We start from the raw sequence: 20259 nt of genomic DNA on the forward strand, positions 1-20259 counted from the left end.
GCAGGGATCCCCTTCACCCTCTCCACCATGGGCACCCGTTCACTGGAGCAGGTCGCCGAGGTGAGCGACGCCGTCGGGGCCCGGCTGCACGGCGCCCCGGGCACCCGGTGGTTCCAGCTCTACCTCTGGAAGGACCGGCAGCGTTCGCTGGACCTGATCGAACGCGCCGCGGCGGCCGGCTTCGGCACGCTGCTGGTCACGGTGGACACCCCCGTGGCGGGCAACCGGCTGCGGGACGTCCGCAACGGCATGACCATCCCGCCCCGGCTGAGCCTCAAGACCGTGCTGGACGCCAGCCACCGGCCCGAGTGGTGGTTCAACTTCCTGACCACCGACCCGTTGACCTTCGCCACGCTCAGTACCTCGGCGCAGGACCTACCGACCATCATCAGCAACATGTTCGATCCCACCCTGTCCATCCACGACCTGGAGTGGATCCGTAGCGTGTGGCCCGGCCGGCTGTTCGTGAAGGGCGTGCTGACCGCGGAGGATGCCCGGCGCTCGCTGGAGGCCGGAGCCGACGGGCTCGTGGTCTCCAACCACGGCGGCCGCCAGCTGGACCGGGCCCCCGTGTCCCTCAAGGCCTTGTCCGACGTGCGCGCCGAGGCTGGTCCGGACGTGGAGATCATCCTGGACTCCGGCATCCTCACGGGATCGGACATCGTGGCGGCACTGGCGCTGGGGGCAGACTTCACCCTCATCGGCCGGGCCTACCTGTACGGCCTCATGGCCGGCGGACGGCAGGGCGTGGAACGGGCCATCGAGCTGCTCGCCGAGGAGACCCGGGTGGCGATGATGCTCATGGGGGCAGCCACGGTGGCGGACCTGCGGCGCGAGGGCCGGGTCCGCGCCCCCTGGCTGTGCCGAACAGTCTCGCCCCATGGGTGCGAATTGGATGCGGATTGTTGAACAATCGGTATCTGTGGGGCATGCTGGGGTGACCAAGAAGAGAGACGGAGGTCACCACCGTGAACGCCCGGGGCAACACAGCACAGATCGACCTGAACAGTGACGTCGGCGAGTCCTTCGGCTCGTACACCCTGGGTGACGACGCCGCGATCTTCCGCTCGGTGTCCTCCGCGAACGTCGCCTGTGGTTTCCACGGCGGCGACCCGTCGGTCATCGCGCAGACCTGCCGGGATGCCGCGGCGGCGGGGATCACGGTCGGCGCGCACGTGGCCTACCGGGACCTGGCCGGCTTCGGCCGCCGGTTCCTGGACTGCTCACCCACTGAACTGGCCGACGACGTCCTTTATCAGATCGGCGCCCTGGAGGCGATGGCCCGTGCGGCAGGGACCTCCGTCCGGTACGTCAAGCCGCACGGCGCCCTGTACAACACGATCGTCCACCACACCGTTCATGCCCGCGCCGTGGTGGACGCCGTCAAGGCCTACGATCCCGAGCTGCCGCTCCTCCTGCTGCCCGGGGCGGTGGCCGCCGAGATGGCCTCGGCCGAGGGGATGCGCGTGGTGACGGAGGCCTTCGCCGACCGCGCCTACACCCCGGAGGGAACGTTGGTCTCCCGCCGTGAGCCCGGCGCCGTCCTCCACGACGAGAAGCTGGTCGCCGCGCGCATGGTCCGGCTCGCCACCGAGGGGACGCTGACCGCGGTGGACGGCACTGAGATCCGGGTGGAGGCGGCCAGCATCTGCGTCCACAGCGACACCCCCGGGGCGGTGGCGATGGCGGCCGCCGTCCGGGCCGGCCTCGAGGAGGCCGGGGTACGGATCGGCTCCTTCGCGTGAGCGGAACCGCATCCGGCGCCCATCGTGCGGGGGCAGGTGCCGCTCCGCGCGGTATCCGCTGGTCCGGCACCCGCGCCTTCCTCCTTGAATGCGGGTCCCTGACCGACGTCGTGGCGTTGCACGCCCGTCTCTCCTCCGAACCGCTGCCAGGACAGACCGAGGTCCTGGCCGCCGCCGAGACCCTGGCGCTGTCCTTCGCCCATCGCGGCGCGGCCCTGTCTGCCGCGGAGGTCCTGCGCACGTGGGGCCCGGTGGAGGGCGACCTGCAGGCGGGCGGTCTGGTGGAGATCGAGGTCGTCTACGACGGCGAGGACCTGGACGAGGTCGGCGGCCTGACCGGGCTGAGCCGGGACGGACTCATCTGCTGGCACACGGAGACCGACTGGATCGGAGCCTTCGGTGGCTTCGCCCCCGGCTTCACCTACCTGGTGCGGGCAGACAACCCGGAGGTGCATCCGGAGGAGGACCGGGCCCTAGACATCCCCCGCCGCGACAGCCCCCGCACCTCGGTCCCGGCCGGGTCGGTGGCCCTGGCCGGACGCTTCTCCGCCGTCTATCCCCGGTCCTCCCCGGGCGGCTGGCAATTAATCGGCCGCACTGACGCCACCCTGTGGGACCTGGACCGGTCCCCGCCCGCACTGGTGGCTCCCGGAGACCGCGTCCGTTACCGTGCCGTCCGCGAGCAGGCGCGCATCGGCCTGGCCGGAAGCAGTGGCCCCGGTACGACGCCGGCCGGTACCGCGGTACCCGGCACCGGTCCCGCGGTGGTCGTCGAACACGCCGGGCTGCAGTCGCTCATCCAAGACCTGGGCCGTCCGGGCCAGGGCGACCTCGGGGTCTCCGCCGCCGGTGCCGCCGACGCGGACTCGGCCCGGCAGGCCAACCGGGTCGTGGGCAATGACCCGGGCGCGGCCGTGATCGAGACGCTGCTCGGCGGACTGCGGTTGCGCGCCCGCGGGCACCAGGTCCTGGCGCTGGCCGGTGCCGAGACTCCGGCGGTCATCACAGCCGTCGCCGGAGGGCTGCCGGCCGACCGGGTCGCGGCCCATCGGACGCCCTTCGCCCTCTACGACGGGGAGACCCTCGAGATCGGTGAGCCTGTGGCCGGGCTGCGCACCTACGTGGCCGTGCGCGGAGGCCTGGAGGCCGACGTCGTGCTCGGCAGCCGCTCGACGGACTCGCTGTCCGGGCTCGGTCCCGCACCGCTGTCCACCGGCACCGAGGTCCCGGTGGGCACGGGCCCGCGCTATGCCGCCGTCGGGGGCGAGGAACCGCCGTTGCGCCCGATGCCGCGGGCCGGGGCGGCGACCGAGTTGCGGGTGGTCCCCGGGCCCCGCGACGAGTGGTTCGGCCCGGCAGGCCTGGAGCGGCTCGCTGGCCAGGACTGGCTCGTGACGGATCAGTCCAACCGCATCGGGGTGCGGCTCGCCGTGTCCCAGGACGGGGCGTCGCAGGCCGGCACGCCCCTGGAACGGATCCGGGACGGTGAATTGGCCAGCGAGGGAGCCGTGACCGGTGCGCTGCAGGTACCACCGTCCGGACTACCCGTGCTGTTCCTGGCTGATCACCCCGTCACCGGCGGTTACCCGGTGATCGGGGTCGTGCTCCCGGAAGACCTGACCCTGGCGGCACAGCTGCCCCCGGGAACGCGCGTCCGGTTCGTGCTGACCGCCCCGCCCGAGACCACCCCGCCCGCGACCGTCTCCTCGGAGACCGTCCCCGAGAGGACCGATCCATGAGCCCACACCGCACCCTGACCAAGATCCTGATCGCCAACCGCGGGGAGATCGCCGTGCGCGTGGCCCGCGCCTGCAACGATGCCGGTCTCACCTCCGTGGCGGTGTACTCGGATCCGGACGCGGACGCGCTGCACGTGCGTCTCGCCGACGAGGCCTATGCGCTGGACGGCAGCGCCGCCGCGGACACCTACCTGGACATCGGCCGACTGCTGGAGATCGCGCGGCGTTCCGGGGCCGATGCCGTGCACCCGGGCTACGGCTTCCTGTCGGAGAACGCGGACTTCGCGGAGGCCGTGATGGAGGCCGGATTGACCTGGATCGGCCCGTCCCCGGCGGCGATCCGTGCTCTCGGGGACAAGGTCTCGGCCCGGAGGATCGCCGTCAACGCCGGGGCACCCCTGGTCCCGGGTTCCGATGGGCCGGCAGAGGACGCCGCCCAGGTGCGGGCCTTCGCCGAGGAACACGGCCTGCCCGTGGCCATCAAGGCCGCCTTCGGTGGCGGCGGCCGCGGCCTGAAGATCGTGCACCGGTTAGAGGACGTGGAATCCGCCTTCGACTCGGCCGTCCGGGAAGCCGTGGCGGCCTTCGGACGGGGCGAGTGCTTCGTGGAGCGGTTCCTGGAGAAGCCGCGGCATGTGGAGGCGCAGGTGCTGGCGGACACCCACGGCACCGTGGTGGTGGTCGGCACCCGGGACTGCTCCCTGCAACGCCGGAACCAGAAGCTCGTGGAGGAGGCCCCGGCCCCGTTCCTGACCACGGAGCAGCTCGACCGCATCCATGCCTCCGCCAAGGCCATCTGCCGCGAGGCCGGCTACACCGGCGCCGGGACCGTCGAGTACCTGGTGGCCCCGGACGGCCTGATCTCCTTCCTCGAGGTCAATACCCGCCTCCAGGTGGAGCACCCCGTCACCGAGGAGACCACCGGCGTGGACCTGGTCCGTGAACAGTTCCGGATCGCCGCGGGGGAGCGGCTCTCCCTGAGCGAGGATCCGGCCCCGCGCGGCCATGCCCTCGAGTTCCGGCTCAACGCCGAGGACCCGGCCCTGGGCTTCCTGCCCTGCCCGGGGACGGTCGAGGCCTTCGAGGCGCCCACCGGTGCAGGGATCCGGGTGGACACCGGGGTGCGTTCGGGATCCACGGTTCCGGCCGAGTACGACTCGCTGCTGGCCAAGCTCATCGTCTGGGGGGAGGATCGCCAGCAGGCCCTCCGGCGGGCGCGGACGGCGTTGGGCGAACTGGCCATCCGCGGCCTGCCGACGGTGGTCCCGTTCCACCAGGCCGTCCTGGACCACCCGGATTTCACCTCGCAGGACGGGCTCGGCGTCCACACGACCTGGATCGAGTCGGCCTTCGCCGCCGATCTGGAGGGCTCGCCCTACCTGGCCGCCGCCGCGCCAGGAGCCGAACGCACCGAGATGACCGTGACCGTGGACGGACAGGCCGTCAGCCTCGGCCTGCCCACCGCACTGGTGCGTGCCCTGCTCAGCGGCACCGGCGGAAGCAGTGGCGGCAGCGGGGACACCGTCGGCACCGCCAGCGGGCTGGGACTGGGACTCGCCCCGTCAGGGGACCGGGCCGGCGTCGTTCCCGCCCCGATGAACGGCACCATGGTGACGTGGCTCGTGGAGGACGGGGCCGAGGTGGCCGCCGGGGAGGACCTGGTGGTGCTGGAGGCGATGAAGATGGAGACCGCCGTGCCCGCGCCGACGGCAGGTGTCTTCACCCGCGCCGGGCTCGGCCCAGGTGACCCGGTGCAGCGCGGGCAGGAGCTGGGTCGCCTTGACTGAGCCGTCAGCACCAGCACCGGCACACACCGCACGGGCCGCGCACGCACATACCGGGGCGTGGGCGGCGCACGTACTGCGGACCAGGATCTCCCGCGGTGAGTTGTTGCCCGGATCCAAGCTGGCGGAGCAGGCCCTCGCCGCGGAGCTGGAGGTCTCCCGGAACACCCTGCGTGAGGCCTTCGGGACGCTGGCCGATGAGCTGATCGTCGAACGGGTGCCCAACCGCGGGGTCTTCGTGGCCAAGCCGGACGCGGAGGACATCCGGGAGATCTATCGGATCCGCCGCATGATCGAACCGGCCGCCCTGCTCTGGGGAGAGCTGACCGTCCCGGCGCTGGCCGAGCTGGATGAGATCGTCGGGCGGGCGCTCGCTGCCCTCGCGGCAGGTGACGTCCCCGGCATGGCGGACGCCAACCAGCAGTTGCACGGGGTGATCGTGGCGATGGCCGGTTCGCCGACCCTGTCCACGGTCATGGACCGGACCCTGGCCCGGATGCGGCTGGTGTTCTACCGGATGTCCGATGCCCCCGACTTCCATTCGGGGTACGCCGAGCACAACCGCGACCTGGTCCGGTTGCTGCGGGACGGCCGCCGCGATGAGGCTGCCGCCGCCCTGCGGACGTATCTGGACACTGCGGAGGCGGAACTGTTGGACCACCTGGACCGCTGGGGTCGCTGACCGGGTCAGGGCACCAGGTAGTCGGAATCCCGCGCGTCCGTGATGAGCATGTGGCCCGGTGCGTGGCCGATCGCCAGCGGGGGCCGCGACTCCATGACGGCCGCCTGCGGGGTCACCCCGCACGCCCAGAAGACCGGGATGTGCCCTGCTGGGACCTCCACCGGGTCGCCGAAGTCCGGGCGGGACAGGTCCGTGATCCCGAGTTCGTGCGGCGACCCCACGTGCACCGGCGCCCCATGGACCGCGGGATAGCGGGAGGTGATCCGGACGGCGTCGGCCACCTGGGACGCCGGGACCGGCCGCATCGAGACGACCAGCGGCCCGGCCAGGCTCCCGGCCGGCTCGCAGCGGGTCGAGGTACGGTACATCGGCACGTTGACCCCCTGCTGTTGGTGGGCCACGGGCACGCCGCCGGCCACCAGTGCCGCCTCAAAGGTGAAGGAGCAGCCAACGATGAACGTCACGAGGTCGTCCCGCCACCAGTCGGTGATCCCGGTCGGCTCCGCCACCGGGACCCCGTCCTCGTAGACCACGTACCGCGGGACGTCCGTGCGGATGTCGCCGCCGGCCAGCAGGCCCGAGGTGACCTGGCCGGCGTCGAGCACGCCGAGCAGGGGCATGGGCTTGGGGTTGCGCTGTGCGAACAGCAGCAGGTCGAAGGCGTGGGACGCCGGAACGATGATCAGGTTGGCCTGGGCATACCCTGCGGAGATGCCCGACGTCGGCCGTACCAGCCCGGCGCGGAAGCGCGCCCGGGCCTCGGCGGGGGAGAGGGCGGACAGGTTCTCGGCCATGCGGTTCAGCCTCCGGTCAACAGATCGATGGCTGGGGCGAAGGAGTAGACGGCCAGGAACACGGTCACCAGCCAGGCCATCACCCCGATGACGATGAGCCACACGGGGTAGCGGTATCCGCCCAGCAGGTCCCGGCGGCGCAGGGCGACCCACAGCAGCACGGCGAAGCCGATCGGCAGGATCAGACCGTTGAACGCCCCCGCGAAGACGAGCAGGGTCTGGGGTGCCTGGCCCAGGAAGGCGTAGATCACGGCGCAGACGGAGATGAAGGCCACGGTGAGCAGGTTGCGGCGGCGGGGGTTGCCGTCCGTCCTCGTGATGAAGGAGACCGAGGTGTAGGAGGCGCCGATCACCGAGGTGACCGAGGCGGCCCACAGGATCACACCGAACATCCGGAGTCCGATCTCCCCGGCGGCGTGTTGGAAAGCCTCGGCCGCCTGGTTGTCACTGGTCAGGGCCACGCCACTGGACACGACGCCGAGGATCGCCAGGAACAGCAGCACCCGCATCACGCCGGTGACGATGATGCCGAGGACGGAGGTGCGGGTGATCTCCTTCACGGCACCTGGGCCGCGAATGCCCGAATCGATCATGCGGTGGGCGCCGGCGTAGGTGATGTAGCCGCCCACGGTGCCGCCCACCAGGGTGGTGATGACCAGGATGTCCACGGTCTCCGGCATGACCGTGTTCTTCAGGGCCTCGCCGACGGGAGGTGCGGCGACGACGGCCACATAGAGCATGAGCAGGATCATGACGGCGCCGAGCATCACGACGATCCGGTCCAGGGCCATGCCGGCCCGCTTGGAGAGGAAGATCAGGATGGCGACCGCCGCGGAGACCACGCCGCCGATCTTCGGATCCACTCCGAGCATGGCATTGGCCCCGAGGCCGGTCCCGGCGATGTTGCCGATGTTGAAGACCAGGCCGCCGGCGAAGACGAGGGCCGCCAGCACCCAGCCGATGCCCGGCAAGACCTTGTCGCCGAGTTCCTGGGCGCGCAGCCCCGAGATGCCGATGATGCGCCAGACGTTCAGCTGGACGGCGATGTCCACGAGGATCGAGATCAGGATGGCGAAGGCGAAGGCGGCGCCGAGCTGGACGGTGAACGTGGTGGTCTGGGTGATGAAGCCCGGACCGATGGCGCTGGTCGCCATGAGGAACATGGCACCGAGCAGGGCTGTGCGCTGGGCGCTCCTCGGCCGCCGCTTCCTCGCGGTCGAGGCGTTCGCCAGGGCGGGGTCCTGCATGGGTTCCTTCATGGGGTCCTTCCGGGGGCACGTGATGCGGGTCACCGAATCTATGGGAACACTACAGGTTGTTCAACAATCATGGCAATGCATTGTTCAACAATCATTGGGGATGGTCGGCGGGCAACAGGGGGTGACGAGGAGTTTCCCGGCAGCGAATTGGTTGAGGCAGGGCGGGACGCCTGTTGAAACGGACCGCCCCGCGGGAGCAGACTGGCCGCATGGCCAAGAAGAATGCATCCAAGGAATCCGACGCCCCGCAGATCAAGGACGAGGAGATGTACGAATCCCTCCGCGAGGACGGGGCCAGCAAGGAGAAGGCGGCCCGGATCTCGAATGCCGCCGCCCGAGACAGCCGGTCTGAAGTGGGTGAGCGCGGCGGCGAGTCCGGTTCCTATGACGACTGGACCGTCGAAGAGCTGAAGGACCGCGCCAAGGAGCTGGACCTCTCCGGCTACTCCGATCTCCGCAAGGAAGAACTGATCGACAAGCTGCGCAACCACTAGTCACCGCCGGCGAGCAGCTGCAGCAGCGCCCGGTCCGGATGACGGTCCAGGTCCATCACCCGTCCCCGCTCGAACAGGTCCACCACCCGAGGATCCACGTAGGACTCCCGGGCCACGGTGGGCGTGTTGTGGAGCAGGTCGGCGGAGGCCTGCACGGCGATCTTCACCGCCTCCGGCCCGCTCACTCCGGCGCGGTGCGAACGGGCGAGGGATCGCGCCGCGGCCACGGTTCCCTGCCACGTGCGGAAGTCCTTCGCGGTGAACTCCAATCCCGCCAGGTCCGTGAGGTAGTCATTCACATCCGCTGCCGTCACGCCCTTCCACTCCCGGCGCCGTCCGGACGTGACGGGGTACGCCACCGCCGGTGCGGTGCGCGGGGTAGCCGGGATGCCGCCGAAGAAGTCCGCCAGGTCAGGATCCTTGACCGTCACGTCCCACTCGCTGCCGGACTTGCCGCGGAACACCAGGTGCACGTGTGGCGCATGGACATCCACGTGCCGGCGCTGCAGGGTGGTCGCCCCGAAGGCCTCCAGCTGTCCCGTGTGCTCGGAGCCGCCGACCCGCAGGGCCGCCCGGTCCATCAGCCGCACGGCGGCGGCCAGAGTACGACGCCGGCCGGCCCCTTCCCTGTTCGCCCTCCCTCGCGCGGTGGTTCCGACCGCACCGGCGGGGCGCAGATCCCGCGTCACCTGACGGCGGAGCGCGGGCAGGGCCTCGGCGAAGGACAGGGCTCGCTCGTATTTCTCGGCGTCGCGCCGCGCACGCCACTGGGGGTGGTAGAGGTACTGGGTCCTGCCGGCGTCGTCCACCCCGGTGGCCTGGATGTGCGCCTGGGCGTCCGCGGCGATCCAGACGTCCGTCCACGCCGGCGGGACGGCCAGACTCCGAAGTCGTTCGAGGATGGTGGCGTTGGTGATGCGGTGCCCGTTGGCGCCGCGGTAGCTGAACCCCGTGCCGGCGCGATGGCGGGTGTAGCCCCCGGTGCCCGGCGTCGACCTCCGTAGCCGGACCACCTCAGGCGCTCTTACGGCGGCGGGAGCCGGACTTCTCTCCGGACGCCGCGCCGGACTTCGCCGACTTGGCCGGCTTCTCGCCGGACGAGTCAGACTTCTTCGCACCGGTCTTCTTGGTACCGGACGCCTTCGACCGCGACGTCTTCGAACCGGACGTCTTCGACCGCGACGTCTTCGAACCGGACGTGGACCCGGCCCCCTTCGCGGCGGTTCTCCGGCCGCCGCGCTTCTTGTCCAGAGAAGACTTCAGGGCCTGCATCAGGTCGATGACCTCGGCGTCCTCGCCGGTGTCCCCGCCGTCCGACGCGTCCCCGCGCTCGCCGAACGTGGCCTCGGTGTCCAGGGCCTCGCCCTGCTCGAGCTTCGCGTCGATGAGCTGGCGAAGCTCGACCTGGTAGGTGTCCACGAACTCCTCCGGCGTGAAGTCGGAGGCGAACTGGTCCACCAGGGCCGCCGCCAGCTTCTTCTCCTTGGCCCCGATCTTGGCGCGGGACCGAGCGGCAGGGAAGTCAACCTCGCGGAGCTCGTCCGCCCAGCGCATGGACTGCAGCACCAGGATCCGGTCCTGGACCCGCAACACACCCAGGCGCGTCTTCTGCCGCAGGGAGAACGTCACCACGGCAGTGCGATCGGTGTCCTCCAAGGCCTGACGTAGCAACAGGTAGGACTTGGGGGACTTGCCTTGGGGCTCCAGGAAATAGCTCTTGCCGAGTGTGATGGGGTCGATCTGGTCCGACGGGACGAACTGCACCACCTCGATCTCGTCGTTCTGCGCCTCCGGCAGGGACTCGAAGTCCTCGTCCGTCAGCACGACCGTCTGCTCACCGTCCTCATAGGCCTTGTCGATGTGCTCATAGTCGACCTTCTTCCCGCACACCTCGCATCGTCGCTGATAGCGGATCCGTCCGCCATCGGCATCGTGGACCTGGTGCAGGGCGACGTCATGTCCCTTCGTCGCCGAGTACGCCTTGACAGGGACGTTCACCAGTCCGAAGGTAATAGATCCAGACCAAACGGCTCGCATGGTGGCCAGCCTAGGCCCCGATCGACCGTTGCGGGAGGGTTCACATGGCACGATCTGCGCGGCAGACCTACACCGTCGGGGAACACCAGCTCTCCGTCTCCAGCCTCGACAAGGTTCTCTACCCTGCCACCAGCACCACCAAGGCTGAAGTCATGCAGTACTTCCTGGCGGTGGCGGACGTGCTCATACCGCAGGTGGCCCAGCGCCCGGTCACCCGCAAGCGGTGGGTGGACGGCGTGGGCACGGCGGAGAAGCCCGGCCAGGTGTTCTTCCGCAAGGACCTCGAGGACTCGGCGCCATCCTGGATCCCGACCGGCAGGATCGCGCACTCCGACCACACCAACACCTATCCGCTGGCCAATGAGCCGGCTGTACTGGCCTGGTTCGCCCAGGTCGCCGCACTGGAGCTGCACACTCCCCAGTGGCGTTTCGGGAGGAACGGACAGCCGCGCAACCCGGACCGCCTGGTGCTGGACCTGGATCCGGGGGAGGGAGTGGCCCTGGCCGACTGCGCCGAGGTGGCGCGCTGGTGCCGGGACATCCTGGCGGACATGGGCATGGAGTCGTTCCCGGTGACCTCGGGGTCCAAGGGAATCCACCTCTATGCGGCGCTGGACGGTCAGCACAACGCGGATGCCATCAGCGCGGTGGCCCATGAGCTGGCCAAGGCGCTGGAGGCAGATCATCCGGACGAGGTCATCTCCAGCATGCGCAAGGCCAGCCGCACCGGCAAGGTGTTCGTGGACTGGAGTCAGAACAACGGGTCCAAGACCACCGTGGCTCCCTACTCACTGCGCGGGCGGGACCGTCCCTGGGTGGCCGCGCCGCGCACCTGGGCGGAACTGGATGACCCGGACCTCAAGCACCTGGAGCTCGGGGAGGTTCTGGAGCGGGTGGCCGACGGTCAGGACCCGCTGGCACCCCTCGGCTGGGTGCCGGATGGCGCCGGCGCCAGCACCAGCGTTGGCGCGGCGAATGACCGCCTCGAGAAGTACCGGTCCATGCGGGATGCGACCAAGACAGCTGAGCCGGTGCCGGAGGGAGCGCCGGTGGAACGGCAGTTCGGTGAAGGCGAGAGGCCGACCTTCGTCATCCAGGAACATCACGCCCGCCGACTGCACTGGGACTTCCGCCTCGAGCACTCCGGGGTGCTGGTGTCCTGGGCTGTGCCCAAGGGACCGCCCCTAGACGCCGAGACCAACCGGCTGGCCGTCCAGACCGAGGACCACCCCCTGGAGTACGGCACCTTCGAGGGCACCATCGCGAAGGGGGAGTATGGCGCCGGGGAGGTCACCATCTGGGACGCCGGGACCATCGAGATCGAGAAGTGGCGGGAGGGCAAGGAGGTCATCGCCGTGCTGTCCGGGCGGCCGGACGGCGGACTCGGCGGGGTACCGCGGCGCTACGCCCTGATCAACGCCCCCGGCATGGGCGGGGAGGACAACTGGCTGCTCCACCTCATGCAAGACCAGCCGGAGGGGCACACCACGAAACGCGCCCCGAAACCCACGGAAGAACGTGAAAGGCCCACCGCCCAACCTGCCGAGAGACCCACCGCCAAACCTGCCGCGATGGGTTCGCAGGACACCGCGTTCACGGTGGCAGACCTGCCCGCGCCGATGCTGGCAACCTCCGGTCGGCCAGCCGACCTGGCCGCGGATGACGACTGGGCCTACGAGATGAAGTGGGACGGCTACCGCCTCTTGGCCGGGGTCTCACCCGGGCAGGTCGTTGTGGCCAGCCGTAACGGCAAGGACCTGACGTCCGACTATCCGGCCCTCCAGGAACTCACCGGGCTGCTCACCGGCGAGGCGGAGGAGTGCGGTGGTGCGGTGCTCGACGGGGAGCTGGTGGCACTGGACGGCCAGGGCCGGCCGGACTTCGGACTGCTCCAGGAGGTCAGCGGCCGCACCAGCCGGGGAACGCGGCGTCGGACCGGCCGGTCCGCCCGGACTGGTCAGTCCGCCGGGTCCGAGGCCGATTCGGAGGCCGAGTTGCGGTATCTGGTGTTCGACATCCTCCAGCTGGGGCCGCCAGGCGCCTCGGGGCGGCAGGCCCGCTCCCTCATGCGCACTCCCTATGGTGAGCGTCGAGAGGTGCTGGAGGCCGGCGTCGGGAACGGGGACGTGGTGTCCGTGCCTCCGGGATACCGCGGGACGCTTGCCCGGGCCCAGCAGGCCAGCCGCGATCTCGGGCTCGAGGGCGTGGTCGCCAAGAGGACGGACTCCCTGTACCTGCCGGGGCGGCGCGGTTCAGCGTGGATCAAGCTGAAGCTGCAACTGCACCAGGAGGTCGTGGTCATCGGGGCCCGTGAGGGCAAGGGTGGCCGGTCGGGCGGGATCGGCTCCCTGCTGGTGGCCGTCCCGGACGAAGTAGGGGAGCTGCGGTACGCCGGGCGAGTGGGTACCGGTTTCTCGGCGACCCAGCTGGCGGAGACCGAATCCCGGTTGCGGCGCCTGCGCCGTAAGACCCCGCCGGTCCCGGACGTGCCCACCGAGGACCGTTCCGATGCCTGGTGGGTCACCCCGTCCCTGGTCGGCGAGGTGTCCCTGGCCGGCCGGACCCGTTCCGGCCGCGTTCGCCAGGCCTCGTGGCGGGGCTGGCGTGAGGACAAGTCCCCTGATGAGGTGCGCTGGGAGATCACATGACGCGGGGCGAAGACCGCCGCGCCAGGTCCGGCGAGGGCGCGGGTTCCGGTGAGAGTCCGACGGCCGGATCTGGCGCGGAGACGGGCGAGACGGCACTGCGGCATGAGACACCCTCCGAGAAGGCGGACCGCAACTGGAACGACCTGCTCCAGGAACTGCGGGTGATGCAGACCGGCACGCAGATCGTCACCGCGTTCCTCATCACCCTGCCGTTCCAGGCCCGGTTCGACGACCTTGCCGGCGACCTGATCGGTTGGTACCTGGTCCTCCTCGTGGCCGCCGTCCTGTTGACGGCGCTGATGCTGCTGCCCGTCGTGATCCACCGGCGTTTCTTCGGTCAGCACATCAAGGCCCGCACCGTGGCGCTGGGGGATCGGTTGGTGAGGGTCTGTCTGGCGGGCATGGGGGTGCTGCTGGCCGGTTGTGTCGCGTTCATCGCCCACGCCCTCGTGGGTCCAGAGGTCGCCTGGTGGGTCGCCGGGGCCACCGCGGTCGTCATCGCGGTGCTGATGGGCGTGCTGCCGTCGCTGCTGCGCCCCGGGCCGCGGGCGGGTTCACGCCCACAGTCGCACACGGGGTCACTTCACCGGTCCGGCCCCCGGACATCAGTTGGGGAATCTACAGGTCACAGGAGCCTCGGGAAGCCCACAGAATCCCCAACTGATTCCTAACCGGGTCGCGTGCGTGCTCAGCCGGTGACGTACCGGTCGGTGACCGCCAGGGCCTGGTCCAAGATGTCCAGTCCCTGGCGCACCACCTCGTCCGGGGCGTTCAGTGGCGGGGCAACGTGGATGCGGTTCATGTTCTGGAACGGCAGCAGTCCGAGCTTCTTGCACTCGGCCACGAGCTCGTTCATCTCGGGGGAGGACCCGCCATAGGCGGCCATGGGTTCCTTGGTCTCCCGGTTCTTCACCAGCTCCACGGCCCAGAAGGCGCCCAGGCCACGGACGTCTCCCACGGAGGGGTGCGCCTCGAAGATCTCCCGCAGGCGCGGTCCGATGATCTCCTCACCCAGCCGGGCCGCGTTGGTCACCATGCCCTCGTCCTGCATCGCGTTCAACGTGGCCACGGCCGCGGCACAGGCCAGCGGGTGGCCTGAGTAGGTCAGCCCGCCCGGGTAGGGAGTCTCGGCGAACGTCTCGTAGACCGCGCACGAGATCGCCACGCCGCCCAGCGGCACGTAACCGGAGTTCACTCCCTTGGCGAAGGTCAGCAGGTCCGGCTCCACACCCCAGTGGTTGACCGCGAACCACTCGCCGGTGCGGCCGAAGCCCACCATGACCTCGTCAGCGATGAACAGGATGCCGTGCTTCCGGGTCAGCTCCCGCACTCCCTGCAGATATCCCGCCGGGGGCACGTAGATGCCCGCCGTGCCGGGGACGGATTCCAGGATCACCGCGGCGATCGACTGCGGCCCTTCGAGCAGGATGGTCTGCTCCAGATGAGCCAGCGCGCGCTCGGACTCCTCCTCCTCGGTGGTCGAGTGGAAATAGCTGCGGTACGGATAGGCGGGCATGAAATGGGCGACGCCGGCCGTCGCCTTGTCGACGGGATTCCGCCGGGGGTCTGCGGTCAGGGCGAAGGCCAGGTCCGTGCCCCCGTGGTACGCGCGGTAGGCGGACAGCACCTTGGGCCGGCCCGTGTGGACCCGGGCCATCCGGACGGCGTGCTCCACGGCGTCCGCGCCGGCGTTCGTGAAGAACACGTGGTCCAGGTCCCCGGGTGTCAGGTCCGCCACGAGCCGGGCTGCCTCGGAACGGGCGGCGTTGACGTGGGCGGGGTTGATCGTGGCGATGTCCGCGGCCTGCTCCTGAATGGCGGCCACGACCCTCGGGTGTGAGTGGCCGATGTTCGTGTTGATCAGCTGGCAGGAGAAGTCGATGAGGCGGTGGCCCTGCCCGTCCCAGACATAGGGGCCCTCCGTCTTGACGACCGTCATCGGTGTGATGGTCCGCTGGGCGCTCCACGAATGGAACACGTGCTCGCGGTCGACGTCGTAGGCCTTGCGGCCGGCGGCCAGCAGGTCCTCACTGATAGACGGGTCAGGGGACACGGGCTGAATGGTCATCGACTCTCCTCGTTCTGGCCGGGGGGCATCGTGGTGCCTCCATCGTGATGTGTCAGGGGACGCTCCTGTACACCAGCATGCCTGATGCACCGTGGCGGCGGGCGTGTGCGGGCCAATGCGAACGAATGCGAACGAGTGCGAACAGGTGTGAACAGGGATATCCGGTTCACGTGGCGTGATGCGCGCCGGGCCCGGCCAGCGGAATGGGACCATGGCACCATGGACCCCGTGAGAGATTCTGTTCAGGTAGATCAGGACGCGGAGTCCTCCGCGGAGACCGGCCTCCACGGCGTCCGCTGGCTGTCCGCCGCGGAACGCCGGGCATGGCTGACCCTCGTGGCCACCCACATGCAACTCATGCCCACCCTGGAGGCAGACCTTCAGATGGAGGGTACCGTCAGCTTCTTCGAGTACCAGGTGCTGGCCATGCTCTCGGAGAGCAGTGAGGCACTGCCGATGAGCGAACTCGCCGCGCGCACGAACTCCTCCCTGTCACGGCTGTCCCATGTGGCTCGCAAGCTCGAGAGCCGTGGCCTGATGCGGCGCAGCCCCTCGAGCGAGGATGCCCGCGTCACCATGGCCGTCATCACGGACGAGGGGATGGCTGAGATCGTCCGCCTGGCCCCCCACCACGTGGCCAGCGTGCGCGCGCGCTTGCTGGACAGCCTGGATGACCGTGACCTGGCCGATCTGGGGCGGATCGGCTCCAAGATCCTCGCGCATCTGGACCCGGAGCACTGGGTCTTCCGGGATCCGGCCCTGGCGAACGACAAGCCTCGGTCCGCCTGATTGCCTCGATGAGGCCGATTGGCTCGAGGTGGCTGACCAGTGCCGGCCCGGTCGGCCGGCGTCAACCGTCCGGTTTGAACGATGCCGGACTGTGCCCTAAGATGGAACGGCGTTAAGCCACGTTGAGTTGTGGTGTGCCCATGTTCCGCAGGGGCCGCCAGGACGTCGGAAAACAACGTGCTTCCCGTAACCGGATCCCCGGCCAGCCTTCACCGGCGCCGGCTGGGGACTCACCGTCTTCCCCCGCGATATAGGGCACTTCGGTTGGATCTCACCCAGCCTGGTTACCCTTCGGAAAGTCGCAGTAAGAGCGCGGTGTCATAACTGGTGGCGGGACTCGTGGAGCGCCCGGTTCGTCCGGAGGCTTCACAACGGGTTCCGCCCGTTCTTTTACTACTACTTGCAACGAGGAGTGATCATGGCAGCAAACTGCCAGGTAACCGGGGCTGGGCCAGGTTTCGGCCACAGCATTTCCCACTCGCACCGTCGCACCAAGCGCCGGTTCGACCCGAACATCCAGAAGAAGACCTACTGGGTTCCGTCCCTGCGCCGCAACGTGACGCTGACCCTGTCCGCCAAGGGCATCAAGACCATTGACGTGCGCGGTATCGACGCCGTCATCGCCGACCTGCTCGCCAAGGGAGTGAAGCTCTGACATGGCCAAGGACAAGGACGTACGTCCCATCATCAAGCTGAAGTCCACCGCCGGCACCGGGTACACCTATGTGACCCGCAAGAACCGCCGCAACACCCCGGACCGCATCGTGCTCAAGAAGTTCGATCCGGTTGCACGCCAGCACGTCGAATTTCGAGAGGAGCGCTGAGGCATGGCCAAGAAGTCCATGATTGCCAAGAACGAGCAGCGTAAGGTCATCGTTGCCCGCTATGCCGAGAAGCGCCTGGAGCTGAAGAAGACCCTGGTCGACCCGAACGCTTCTGATGAGGCGCGCGAGGCCGCCCGTGTGGGCCTGCAGAAGCTGCCCCGCAACGCCTCCCCGGTGCGCGTCCGCAACCGCGACGCCATCGACGGCCGCCCGCGCGGTACCTTCCAGAAGTTCGGCATCTCCCGTGTCCGCTTCCGCGACATGGCCCACCGTGGCGAGCTGCCAGGCATCACCAAGTCATCCTGGTGACGTCTACCCGGTGACAACCCGCCGGCCTCTGGCCGGTGGCGGTGCCTTCAGGCACCATGCACACCATCCGAAGGGGTGGCAGACCGTTGGGTCTGCCACCCCTTCGGTCGTTTTCGGCTCTGACGTTCCTCGTCCCTCCGCAGGCGAATATGCGGGGTTGAGTCTGGATATGGTCACCCCTAGCGTTGAAGGTGCCAGGAGTTGCCGGCTCCGCTGGCACTGGCATTCCGATACCCCATCAGGAGGAGAGGAAAGCATGGCGAACGAACCCCAGAGTCCCGTCAAGGACCCCAACTACGACCTGATCTCAGTCCTGGAGGCGTCTCTGAAGATGGTCTTCCAGGCCGAGACCTACGCCCGTGATGCCGAACAGGCCGGTGACGCCGAGCTGGCGGACTGGTTCCGGAAGATCCAGGAGAACAATCGCAAGGCTGGCGACCAGGGCAGCGAGATGCTGAAGCAGCGCCTGCAGACCCGCGCCACCTGACGGCCGGGACACCCGCCGGGCAGCCCTGGACCAGGGTGGTCGTGGCCCGCGGCCGCGAAGGGCCCTCTCCCCTGCGGAGAGGGCCCTTTGCCGCAGTGAGCGCCCCTGGAAGCGTGAAATTGTGGGAATTCCCCCAGAATCCGCGTGTTTACGGGGTTCCATGGCGTGTTTCCGAGCCTTCGGGTGGTAGCTTTCGAAGCACGTGCCCGGACCTGACCGGTTTGGGCCAAGGGAAACCACCATCGAAGTCCAGGAGGACACATGGCTATGAACCGCAGTGAACTTGTCGCCGCCGCCGCCGAGAAGACCGGCAACTCCCAGGCTGCCGTGAACGGCGTGCTGGATGCAGTCTTCGAGATCTTCTCCGCCCAGGTCTCCAAGGGCGAGAAGGTCACCATCCCCGGCTGGCTCGCCGTCGAGCGCACCGACCGCGCTGCCCGCACCGGCCGCAACCCGCAGACCGGCGAGACCATCCAGATCCCGGCCGGCCACTCGGTCAAGATCTCCGCTGGCTCCAAGCTGAAGGCTGCTGCCACCGGCAAGTGATCCAGGACGGCCGTGGCCCTCACGGGACCCGCGATCCGGCCATCGACGAAGGCGCTCCACTCGGTGGGGCGCCTTCGTCGGTTAACGCCTCGGTGCCAGGTGGTCGGCCTGCAACCCGGTCACGTATTTTTCTACAGCCGGTAGAATCCGCGTAGCATAGAGGTCGGTCCAAGCGCTCGATGCCAGGGAGGTGCACGGTGGCCACACACCATGCTCGGTACCCTGCGCCCCGCCCCGGACCGGTGCGTGGCCCCGCCCGGTTGCTGCGCGGCTGGGCTGCCGCCGTCGTGGCCACCCTCTGGGCCGCCGGATCGCACACCGTCGCGTCGGTCTCCTCATTCTCGGCGGGTCTACCCGCGCGCGGTCACGTCCCAGGTCACCTGCACGACGCCGGCCCAGCGCCGATCGTCTGGATCCTCACCCTCGCGCTGGCAGGGCCCCTCTGCACCGCCCTGGCCGGGCGCCGATTGTCCTGGTGGCGCCTGGCCTCCGGTGTGGGCGCCAGCCAGCTGCTCTTCCACTGGCTCTACTCCATCGCCGCCGTGCCTGCAGACACTGGAGCCCTCAGCGGACTGAGGTCGGCTGCAGCCCCTATCGGCCCTGCGTCCCATGCCGGCCAGGCCCACCATGCCGGCCATCTTGGCTCCGGCTCCCTGGCCGGTCTGGCGGGCCCTGCCGCCGCCGACGACGCCCTCACCACGCTCTCCGCGGCGATGGTCCTCGCCCACGTGCTGGCCGCCGTCGGCACCGTGCTGGTCCTGCGCCGCGGGGAACTGCTCGCGGTACGGGTGGCCGAACTCGCCGTCGGGCTCGTCCTGCGGTCCCCGGGCGCTCGGCTGGCCCGCTGGGTCCCCACGGTCCCCGTCCGCCGGGTGGCCGTCCGCGCCGTCCGGGTGGTGCGCCGGCCGGATGAGGTGCTGCTGGCGTCGCAACGTCTGCGGGGGCCGCCGGAGTACGCCCTGGCTGCCTGATCGTCCACTGATCAGCCGGCCAGGGACACTCGATCCTCCATTCGGCAGACCCTTGCCCGTGCCGTCCTCGGCCCGGGCTGTGAAGGACACCATGAACACCCACAGAACCACTCCTGCTCGACACCCAGGCACCCAGCGCACCCAGCGTGCCCGTGGCTTCGGCGCCAGCACGGCTGCCCTCTCGGCCGCCGCGCTGCTCGCGTTGGCCATGGCCACGCCGGCGGCGGCACACGACCAGCTGTTGTCCGCCGAGCCGGCGGCCGGCACAGCCGTCCTCGAGGCCCCGGCCGAGATCGGCCTGGAATTCTCCGGAAACCTGACCACCGGCCAGGGCATCCAGAACCTCGTGACGGTCACGGATGAGGCCGGCCACCAGTGGCAGGACGGTGAAGCCCAGGTCACTGGCCCAAGCCTCACCGCCGCCCTGTGTGAGGGCCTGCCCAACGGCGAATACACCGTGGACTACCGCGTCGTGTATTCGGACGGCCACTCGGAGGAGAAGGGTTACGAGTTCACCCTCGAGGACCCTGCCGCACCCGAATCGGGCATCCCGGAGGACTGCGGGGTGCCGAACCCGGACGCGCCCGTCTCCTCGGACACCACCCCGGGTGATGCCGGCACCGGCGCCGCTGGTTCCGGGGTCGCCACGGACGGTGCCGGCTCCACGGCAGGCGCCGGCGGCGCCGCGGATGCTAGGGATTCCGCGACCACGGCGGCCACCGCCGAACCGGGCACTGCGGCCGCCGACCCGGCGACCGGCGAGGCCACTGCCGAGGACAGCCAGGCACCCGCCGGGCCTGTCGCCGGCTGGGTCTGGCCTGCAGCTATCGGCGGCGTCCTCGTCGTGGTGATCGCCATGCTGTTGGTCTTCCGCAAGGCCAGGGCCATCGACACCGGCTCCACTGGCCCCACGAGCCGTCCGGACGGCGCGGGCGGTGCCGATGGGCCCGACGGTGACGCGGGTGCCGACGGCGGATCGAGCGGTACGGGAACCAACGGCCGCTGACCGGCCAGAGCACCGCGGTGCAGGACGGAACACCGCACTCCACCGCACTGCGCGGTGGTGCACCTGCATCGCACCCG

Annotated in this window: 21 protein-coding genes; 16 read left to right on the plus strand and 5 right to left on the minus strand. The window is 69.7% G+C overall.

The genetic code is table 11. From position 1 onward, the window contains the following. From ABD134_RS11070 to ABD134_RS11090, 5 genes are all read left to right on the plus strand, one after another. Nucleotides 1-909, plus strand: a 909-nt coding sequence (locus ABD134_RS11070) for an alpha-hydroxy acid oxidase (protein ID WP_344229439.1), incomplete at its 5' end; no start/stop codon positions are given. 59 nt (nucleotides 910-968) lie between these two features. After that, complete coding sequence (locus tag ABD134_RS11075) at nucleotides 969-1745, plus strand: LamB/YcsF family protein (RefSeq protein ID WP_344229441.1); 777 nt, start codon at nucleotides 969-971, stop codon at nucleotides 1743-1745. Beyond that, nucleotides 1742-3484, plus strand: a complete 1743-nt coding sequence (locus tag ABD134_RS11080) for a 5-oxoprolinase subunit B/C family protein (RefSeq protein ID WP_344229443.1) — start codon at nucleotides 1742-1744, stop codon at nucleotides 3482-3484. Before ABD134_RS11075 ends, ABD134_RS11080 begins: the two co-directional genes overlap by 4 nt. Next, nucleotides 3481-5271 carry an acetyl/propionyl/methylcrotonyl-CoA carboxylase subunit alpha gene (locus tag ABD134_RS11085; RefSeq protein WP_344229444.1) on the plus strand — a complete coding sequence of 597 codons (1791 nt, stop codon included), beginning with the start codon at nucleotides 3481-3483 and terminating at the stop codon, nucleotides 5269-5271. Before ABD134_RS11080 ends, ABD134_RS11085 begins: the two co-directional genes overlap by 4 nt. Then, nucleotides 5264-5950 carry a GntR family transcriptional regulator gene (locus tag ABD134_RS11090; RefSeq protein WP_344229445.1) on the plus strand — a complete coding sequence of 229 codons (687 nt, stop codon included), beginning with the start codon at nucleotides 5264-5266 and terminating at the stop codon, nucleotides 5948-5950. Before ABD134_RS11085 ends, ABD134_RS11090 begins: the two co-directional genes overlap by 8 nt. Before the next feature lie 5 nt (nucleotides 5951-5955). Here ABD134_RS11090 and ABD134_RS11095 read toward each other — a convergent pair whose 3' ends face one another. Together ABD134_RS11095 and ABD134_RS11100 are read right to left on the minus strand one after the other, a co-directional pair. Beyond that, nucleotides 5956-6744, minus strand: coding sequence for a putative hydro-lyase (locus ABD134_RS11095; protein ID WP_344229447.1), 789 nt, complete (start codon nucleotides 6742-6744; stop codon nucleotides 5956-5958). Between the two features lie 5 nt (nucleotides 6745-6749). After that, the gene (locus ABD134_RS11100) at nucleotides 6750-7991 is read right to left on the minus strand and encodes an NRAMP family divalent metal transporter (protein ID WP_344230859.1); all 1242 of its coding nucleotides are present in this window, start codon (nucleotides 7989-7991) and stop codon (nucleotides 6750-6752) included. Nucleotides 7992-8212: 221 nt separating this feature from the next. Here ABD134_RS11100 and ABD134_RS11105 point away from each other — a divergent pair, with 221 nt between their 5' ends. Then, the gene (locus ABD134_RS11105; protein ID WP_115932108.1) at nucleotides 8213-8497 is read left to right on the plus strand and encodes a DUF7218 family protein; all 285 of its coding nucleotides are present in this window, start codon (nucleotides 8213-8215) and stop codon (nucleotides 8495-8497) included. On the opposite strand, the gene ABD134_RS11110 is transcribed toward ABD134_RS11105, so the two are convergent. Together ABD134_RS11110 and ku are read right to left on the minus strand one after the other, a co-directional pair. Beyond that, entirely contained in the window at nucleotides 8494-9510 is a 1017-nt protein-coding gene (locus ABD134_RS11110; protein ID WP_344229450.1) for a DNA topoisomerase IB, read from the minus strand. The genes ABD134_RS11105 and ABD134_RS11110 overlap by 4 nt on opposite strands. A gap of 1 nt (nucleotide 9511) precedes the next feature. Further along, nucleotides 9512-10534 (minus strand): non-homologous end joining protein Ku, encoded by a 1023-nt coding sequence (gene ku, locus ABD134_RS11115; protein WP_344229452.1) that lies wholly within the window; start codon nucleotides 10532-10534, stop codon nucleotides 9512-9514. Nucleotides 10535-10578: 44 nt separating this feature from the next. Between ku and ABD134_RS11120 the strand changes: the two genes are divergently transcribed. Continuing rightward, nucleotides 10579-13182 carry an ATP-dependent DNA ligase gene (locus ABD134_RS11120; RefSeq protein ID WP_344229454.1) on the plus strand — a complete coding sequence of 868 codons (2604 nt, stop codon included), beginning with the start codon at nucleotides 10579-10581 and terminating at the stop codon, nucleotides 13180-13182. Next, on the plus strand, nucleotides 13179-13853 hold the full coding sequence (locus ABD134_RS11125; RefSeq protein WP_344229456.1) for a DUF6328 family protein: 675 nt from the start codon (nucleotides 13179-13181) through the stop codon (nucleotides 13851-13853). The genes ABD134_RS11120 and ABD134_RS11125 overlap by 4 nt, the downstream gene beginning before the upstream one ends. A 17-nt stretch (nucleotides 13854-13870) precedes the next feature. On the opposite strand, the gene ABD134_RS11130 is transcribed toward ABD134_RS11125, so the two are convergent. Further along, a complete protein-coding gene (locus ABD134_RS11130; RefSeq protein WP_344229458.1) occupies nucleotides 13871-15250 on the minus strand; it encodes an aspartate aminotransferase family protein in 1380 nt (459 codons plus the stop codon). Between the two features lie 300 nt (nucleotides 15251-15550). Between ABD134_RS11130 and ABD134_RS11135 the strand changes: the two genes are divergently transcribed. From ABD134_RS11135 to ABD134_RS11170, 8 genes are all read left to right on the plus strand, one after another. Next, nucleotides 15551-16039 carry a MarR family winged helix-turn-helix transcriptional regulator gene (locus ABD134_RS11135; RefSeq protein ID WP_378108312.1) on the plus strand — a complete coding sequence of 163 codons (489 nt, stop codon included), beginning with the start codon at nucleotides 15551-15553 and terminating at the stop codon, nucleotides 16037-16039. Nucleotides 16040-16457: 418 nt separating this feature from the next. Continuing rightward, nucleotides 16458-16694, plus strand: coding sequence for a 50S ribosomal protein L28 (gene rpmB, locus ABD134_RS11140; protein WP_115932101.1), 237 nt, complete (start codon nucleotides 16458-16460; stop codon nucleotides 16692-16694). A gap of 1 nt (nucleotide 16695) precedes the next feature. Continuing rightward, a complete protein-coding gene (gene rpmG / locus ABD134_RS11145) occupies nucleotides 16696-16863 on the plus strand; it encodes a 50S ribosomal protein L33 (protein WP_115932100.1) in 168 nt (55 codons plus the stop codon). A 3-nt stretch (nucleotides 16864-16866) separates the two neighbouring features. Beyond that, nucleotides 16867-17172: a 30S ribosomal protein S14 gene (gene rpsN, locus ABD134_RS11150; protein ID WP_115932099.1), complete on the plus strand. Its 306-nt coding sequence runs from the start codon at nucleotides 16867-16869 to the stop codon at nucleotides 17170-17172. Between the two features lie 256 nt (nucleotides 17173-17428). Then, complete coding sequence (locus ABD134_RS11155) at nucleotides 17429-17659, plus strand: hypothetical protein (RefSeq protein ID WP_344229465.1); 231 nt, start codon at nucleotides 17429-17431, stop codon at nucleotides 17657-17659. Nucleotides 17660-17920: 261 nt separating this feature from the next. Further along, entirely contained in the window at nucleotides 17921-18205 is a 285-nt protein-coding gene (locus tag ABD134_RS11160; protein WP_115932098.1) for an HU family DNA-binding protein, read from the plus strand. Between the two features lie 197 nt (nucleotides 18206-18402). After that, on the plus strand, nucleotides 18403-19176 hold the full coding sequence (locus ABD134_RS11165; RefSeq protein ID WP_344229468.1) for a hypothetical protein: 774 nt from the start codon (nucleotides 18403-18405) through the stop codon (nucleotides 19174-19176). 91 nt (nucleotides 19177-19267) lie between these two features. Then, nucleotides 19268-20182, plus strand: a complete 915-nt coding sequence (locus ABD134_RS11170; RefSeq protein WP_344229470.1) for a copper resistance CopC family protein — start codon at nucleotides 19268-19270, stop codon at nucleotides 20180-20182. The last annotated feature ends 77 nt before the right edge of the window (nucleotides 20183-20259 follow it).

The organism is Citricoccus alkalitolerans (assembly GCF_039528175.1).
Classification (GTDB): domain Bacteria; phylum Actinomycetota; class Actinomycetes; order Actinomycetales; family Micrococcaceae; genus Citricoccus; species Citricoccus alkalitolerans.

What these genes read in the sequence shown, in the direction of transcription:
- ABD134_RS11170 (WP_344229470.1), top strand. Translation starts at nt 19,268, where the DNA reads ATGAACACCCACAGAACCACTCCTGCTCGACACCCAGGCACCCAGCGC.
- ABD134_RS11130 (WP_344229458.1), bottom strand. Translation starts at nt 15,250, where the DNA reads ATGACCATTCAGCCCGTGTCCCCTGACCCGTCTATCAGTGAGGACCTG.
- ABD134_RS11160 (WP_115932098.1), top strand. Translation starts at nt 17,921, where the DNA reads ATGGCTATGAACCGCAGTGAACTTGTCGCCGCCGCCGCCGAGAAGACC.
- ABD134_RS11100 (WP_344230859.1), bottom strand. Translation starts at nt 7,991, where the DNA reads ATGCAGGACCCCGCCCTGGCGAACGCCTCGACCGCGAGGAAGCGGCGG.
- ABD134_RS11125 (WP_344229456.1), top strand. Translation starts at nt 13,179, where the DNA reads ATGACGCGGGGCGAAGACCGCCGCGCCAGGTCCGGCGAGGGCGCGGGT.
- ABD134_RS11095 (WP_344229447.1), bottom strand. Translation starts at nt 6,744, where the DNA reads ATGGCCGAGAACCTGTCCGCCCTCTCCCCCGCCGAGGCCCGGGCGCGC.
- rpmB (WP_115932101.1), top strand. Translation starts at nt 16,458, where the DNA reads ATGGCAGCAAACTGCCAGGTAACCGGGGCTGGGCCAGGTTTCGGCCAC.
- ABD134_RS11105 (WP_115932108.1), top strand. Translation starts at nt 8,213, where the DNA reads ATGGCCAAGAAGAATGCATCCAAGGAATCCGACGCCCCGCAGATCAAG.
- rpsN (WP_115932099.1), top strand. Translation starts at nt 16,867, where the DNA reads ATGGCCAAGAAGTCCATGATTGCCAAGAACGAGCAGCGTAAGGTCATC.
- ABD134_RS11155 (WP_344229465.1), top strand. Translation starts at nt 17,429, where the DNA reads ATGGCGAACGAACCCCAGAGTCCCGTCAAGGACCCCAACTACGACCTG.
- ku (WP_344229452.1), bottom strand. Translation starts at nt 10,534, where the DNA reads ATGCGAGCCGTTTGGTCTGGATCTATTACCTTCGGACTGGTGAACGTC.
- ABD134_RS11120 (WP_344229454.1), top strand. Translation starts at nt 10,579, where the DNA reads ATGGCACGATCTGCGCGGCAGACCTACACCGTCGGGGAACACCAGCTC.
- rpmG (WP_115932100.1), top strand. Translation starts at nt 16,696, where the DNA reads ATGGCCAAGGACAAGGACGTACGTCCCATCATCAAGCTGAAGTCCACC.
- ABD134_RS11085 (WP_344229444.1), top strand. Translation starts at nt 3,481, where the DNA reads ATGAGCCCACACCGCACCCTGACCAAGATCCTGATCGCCAACCGCGGG.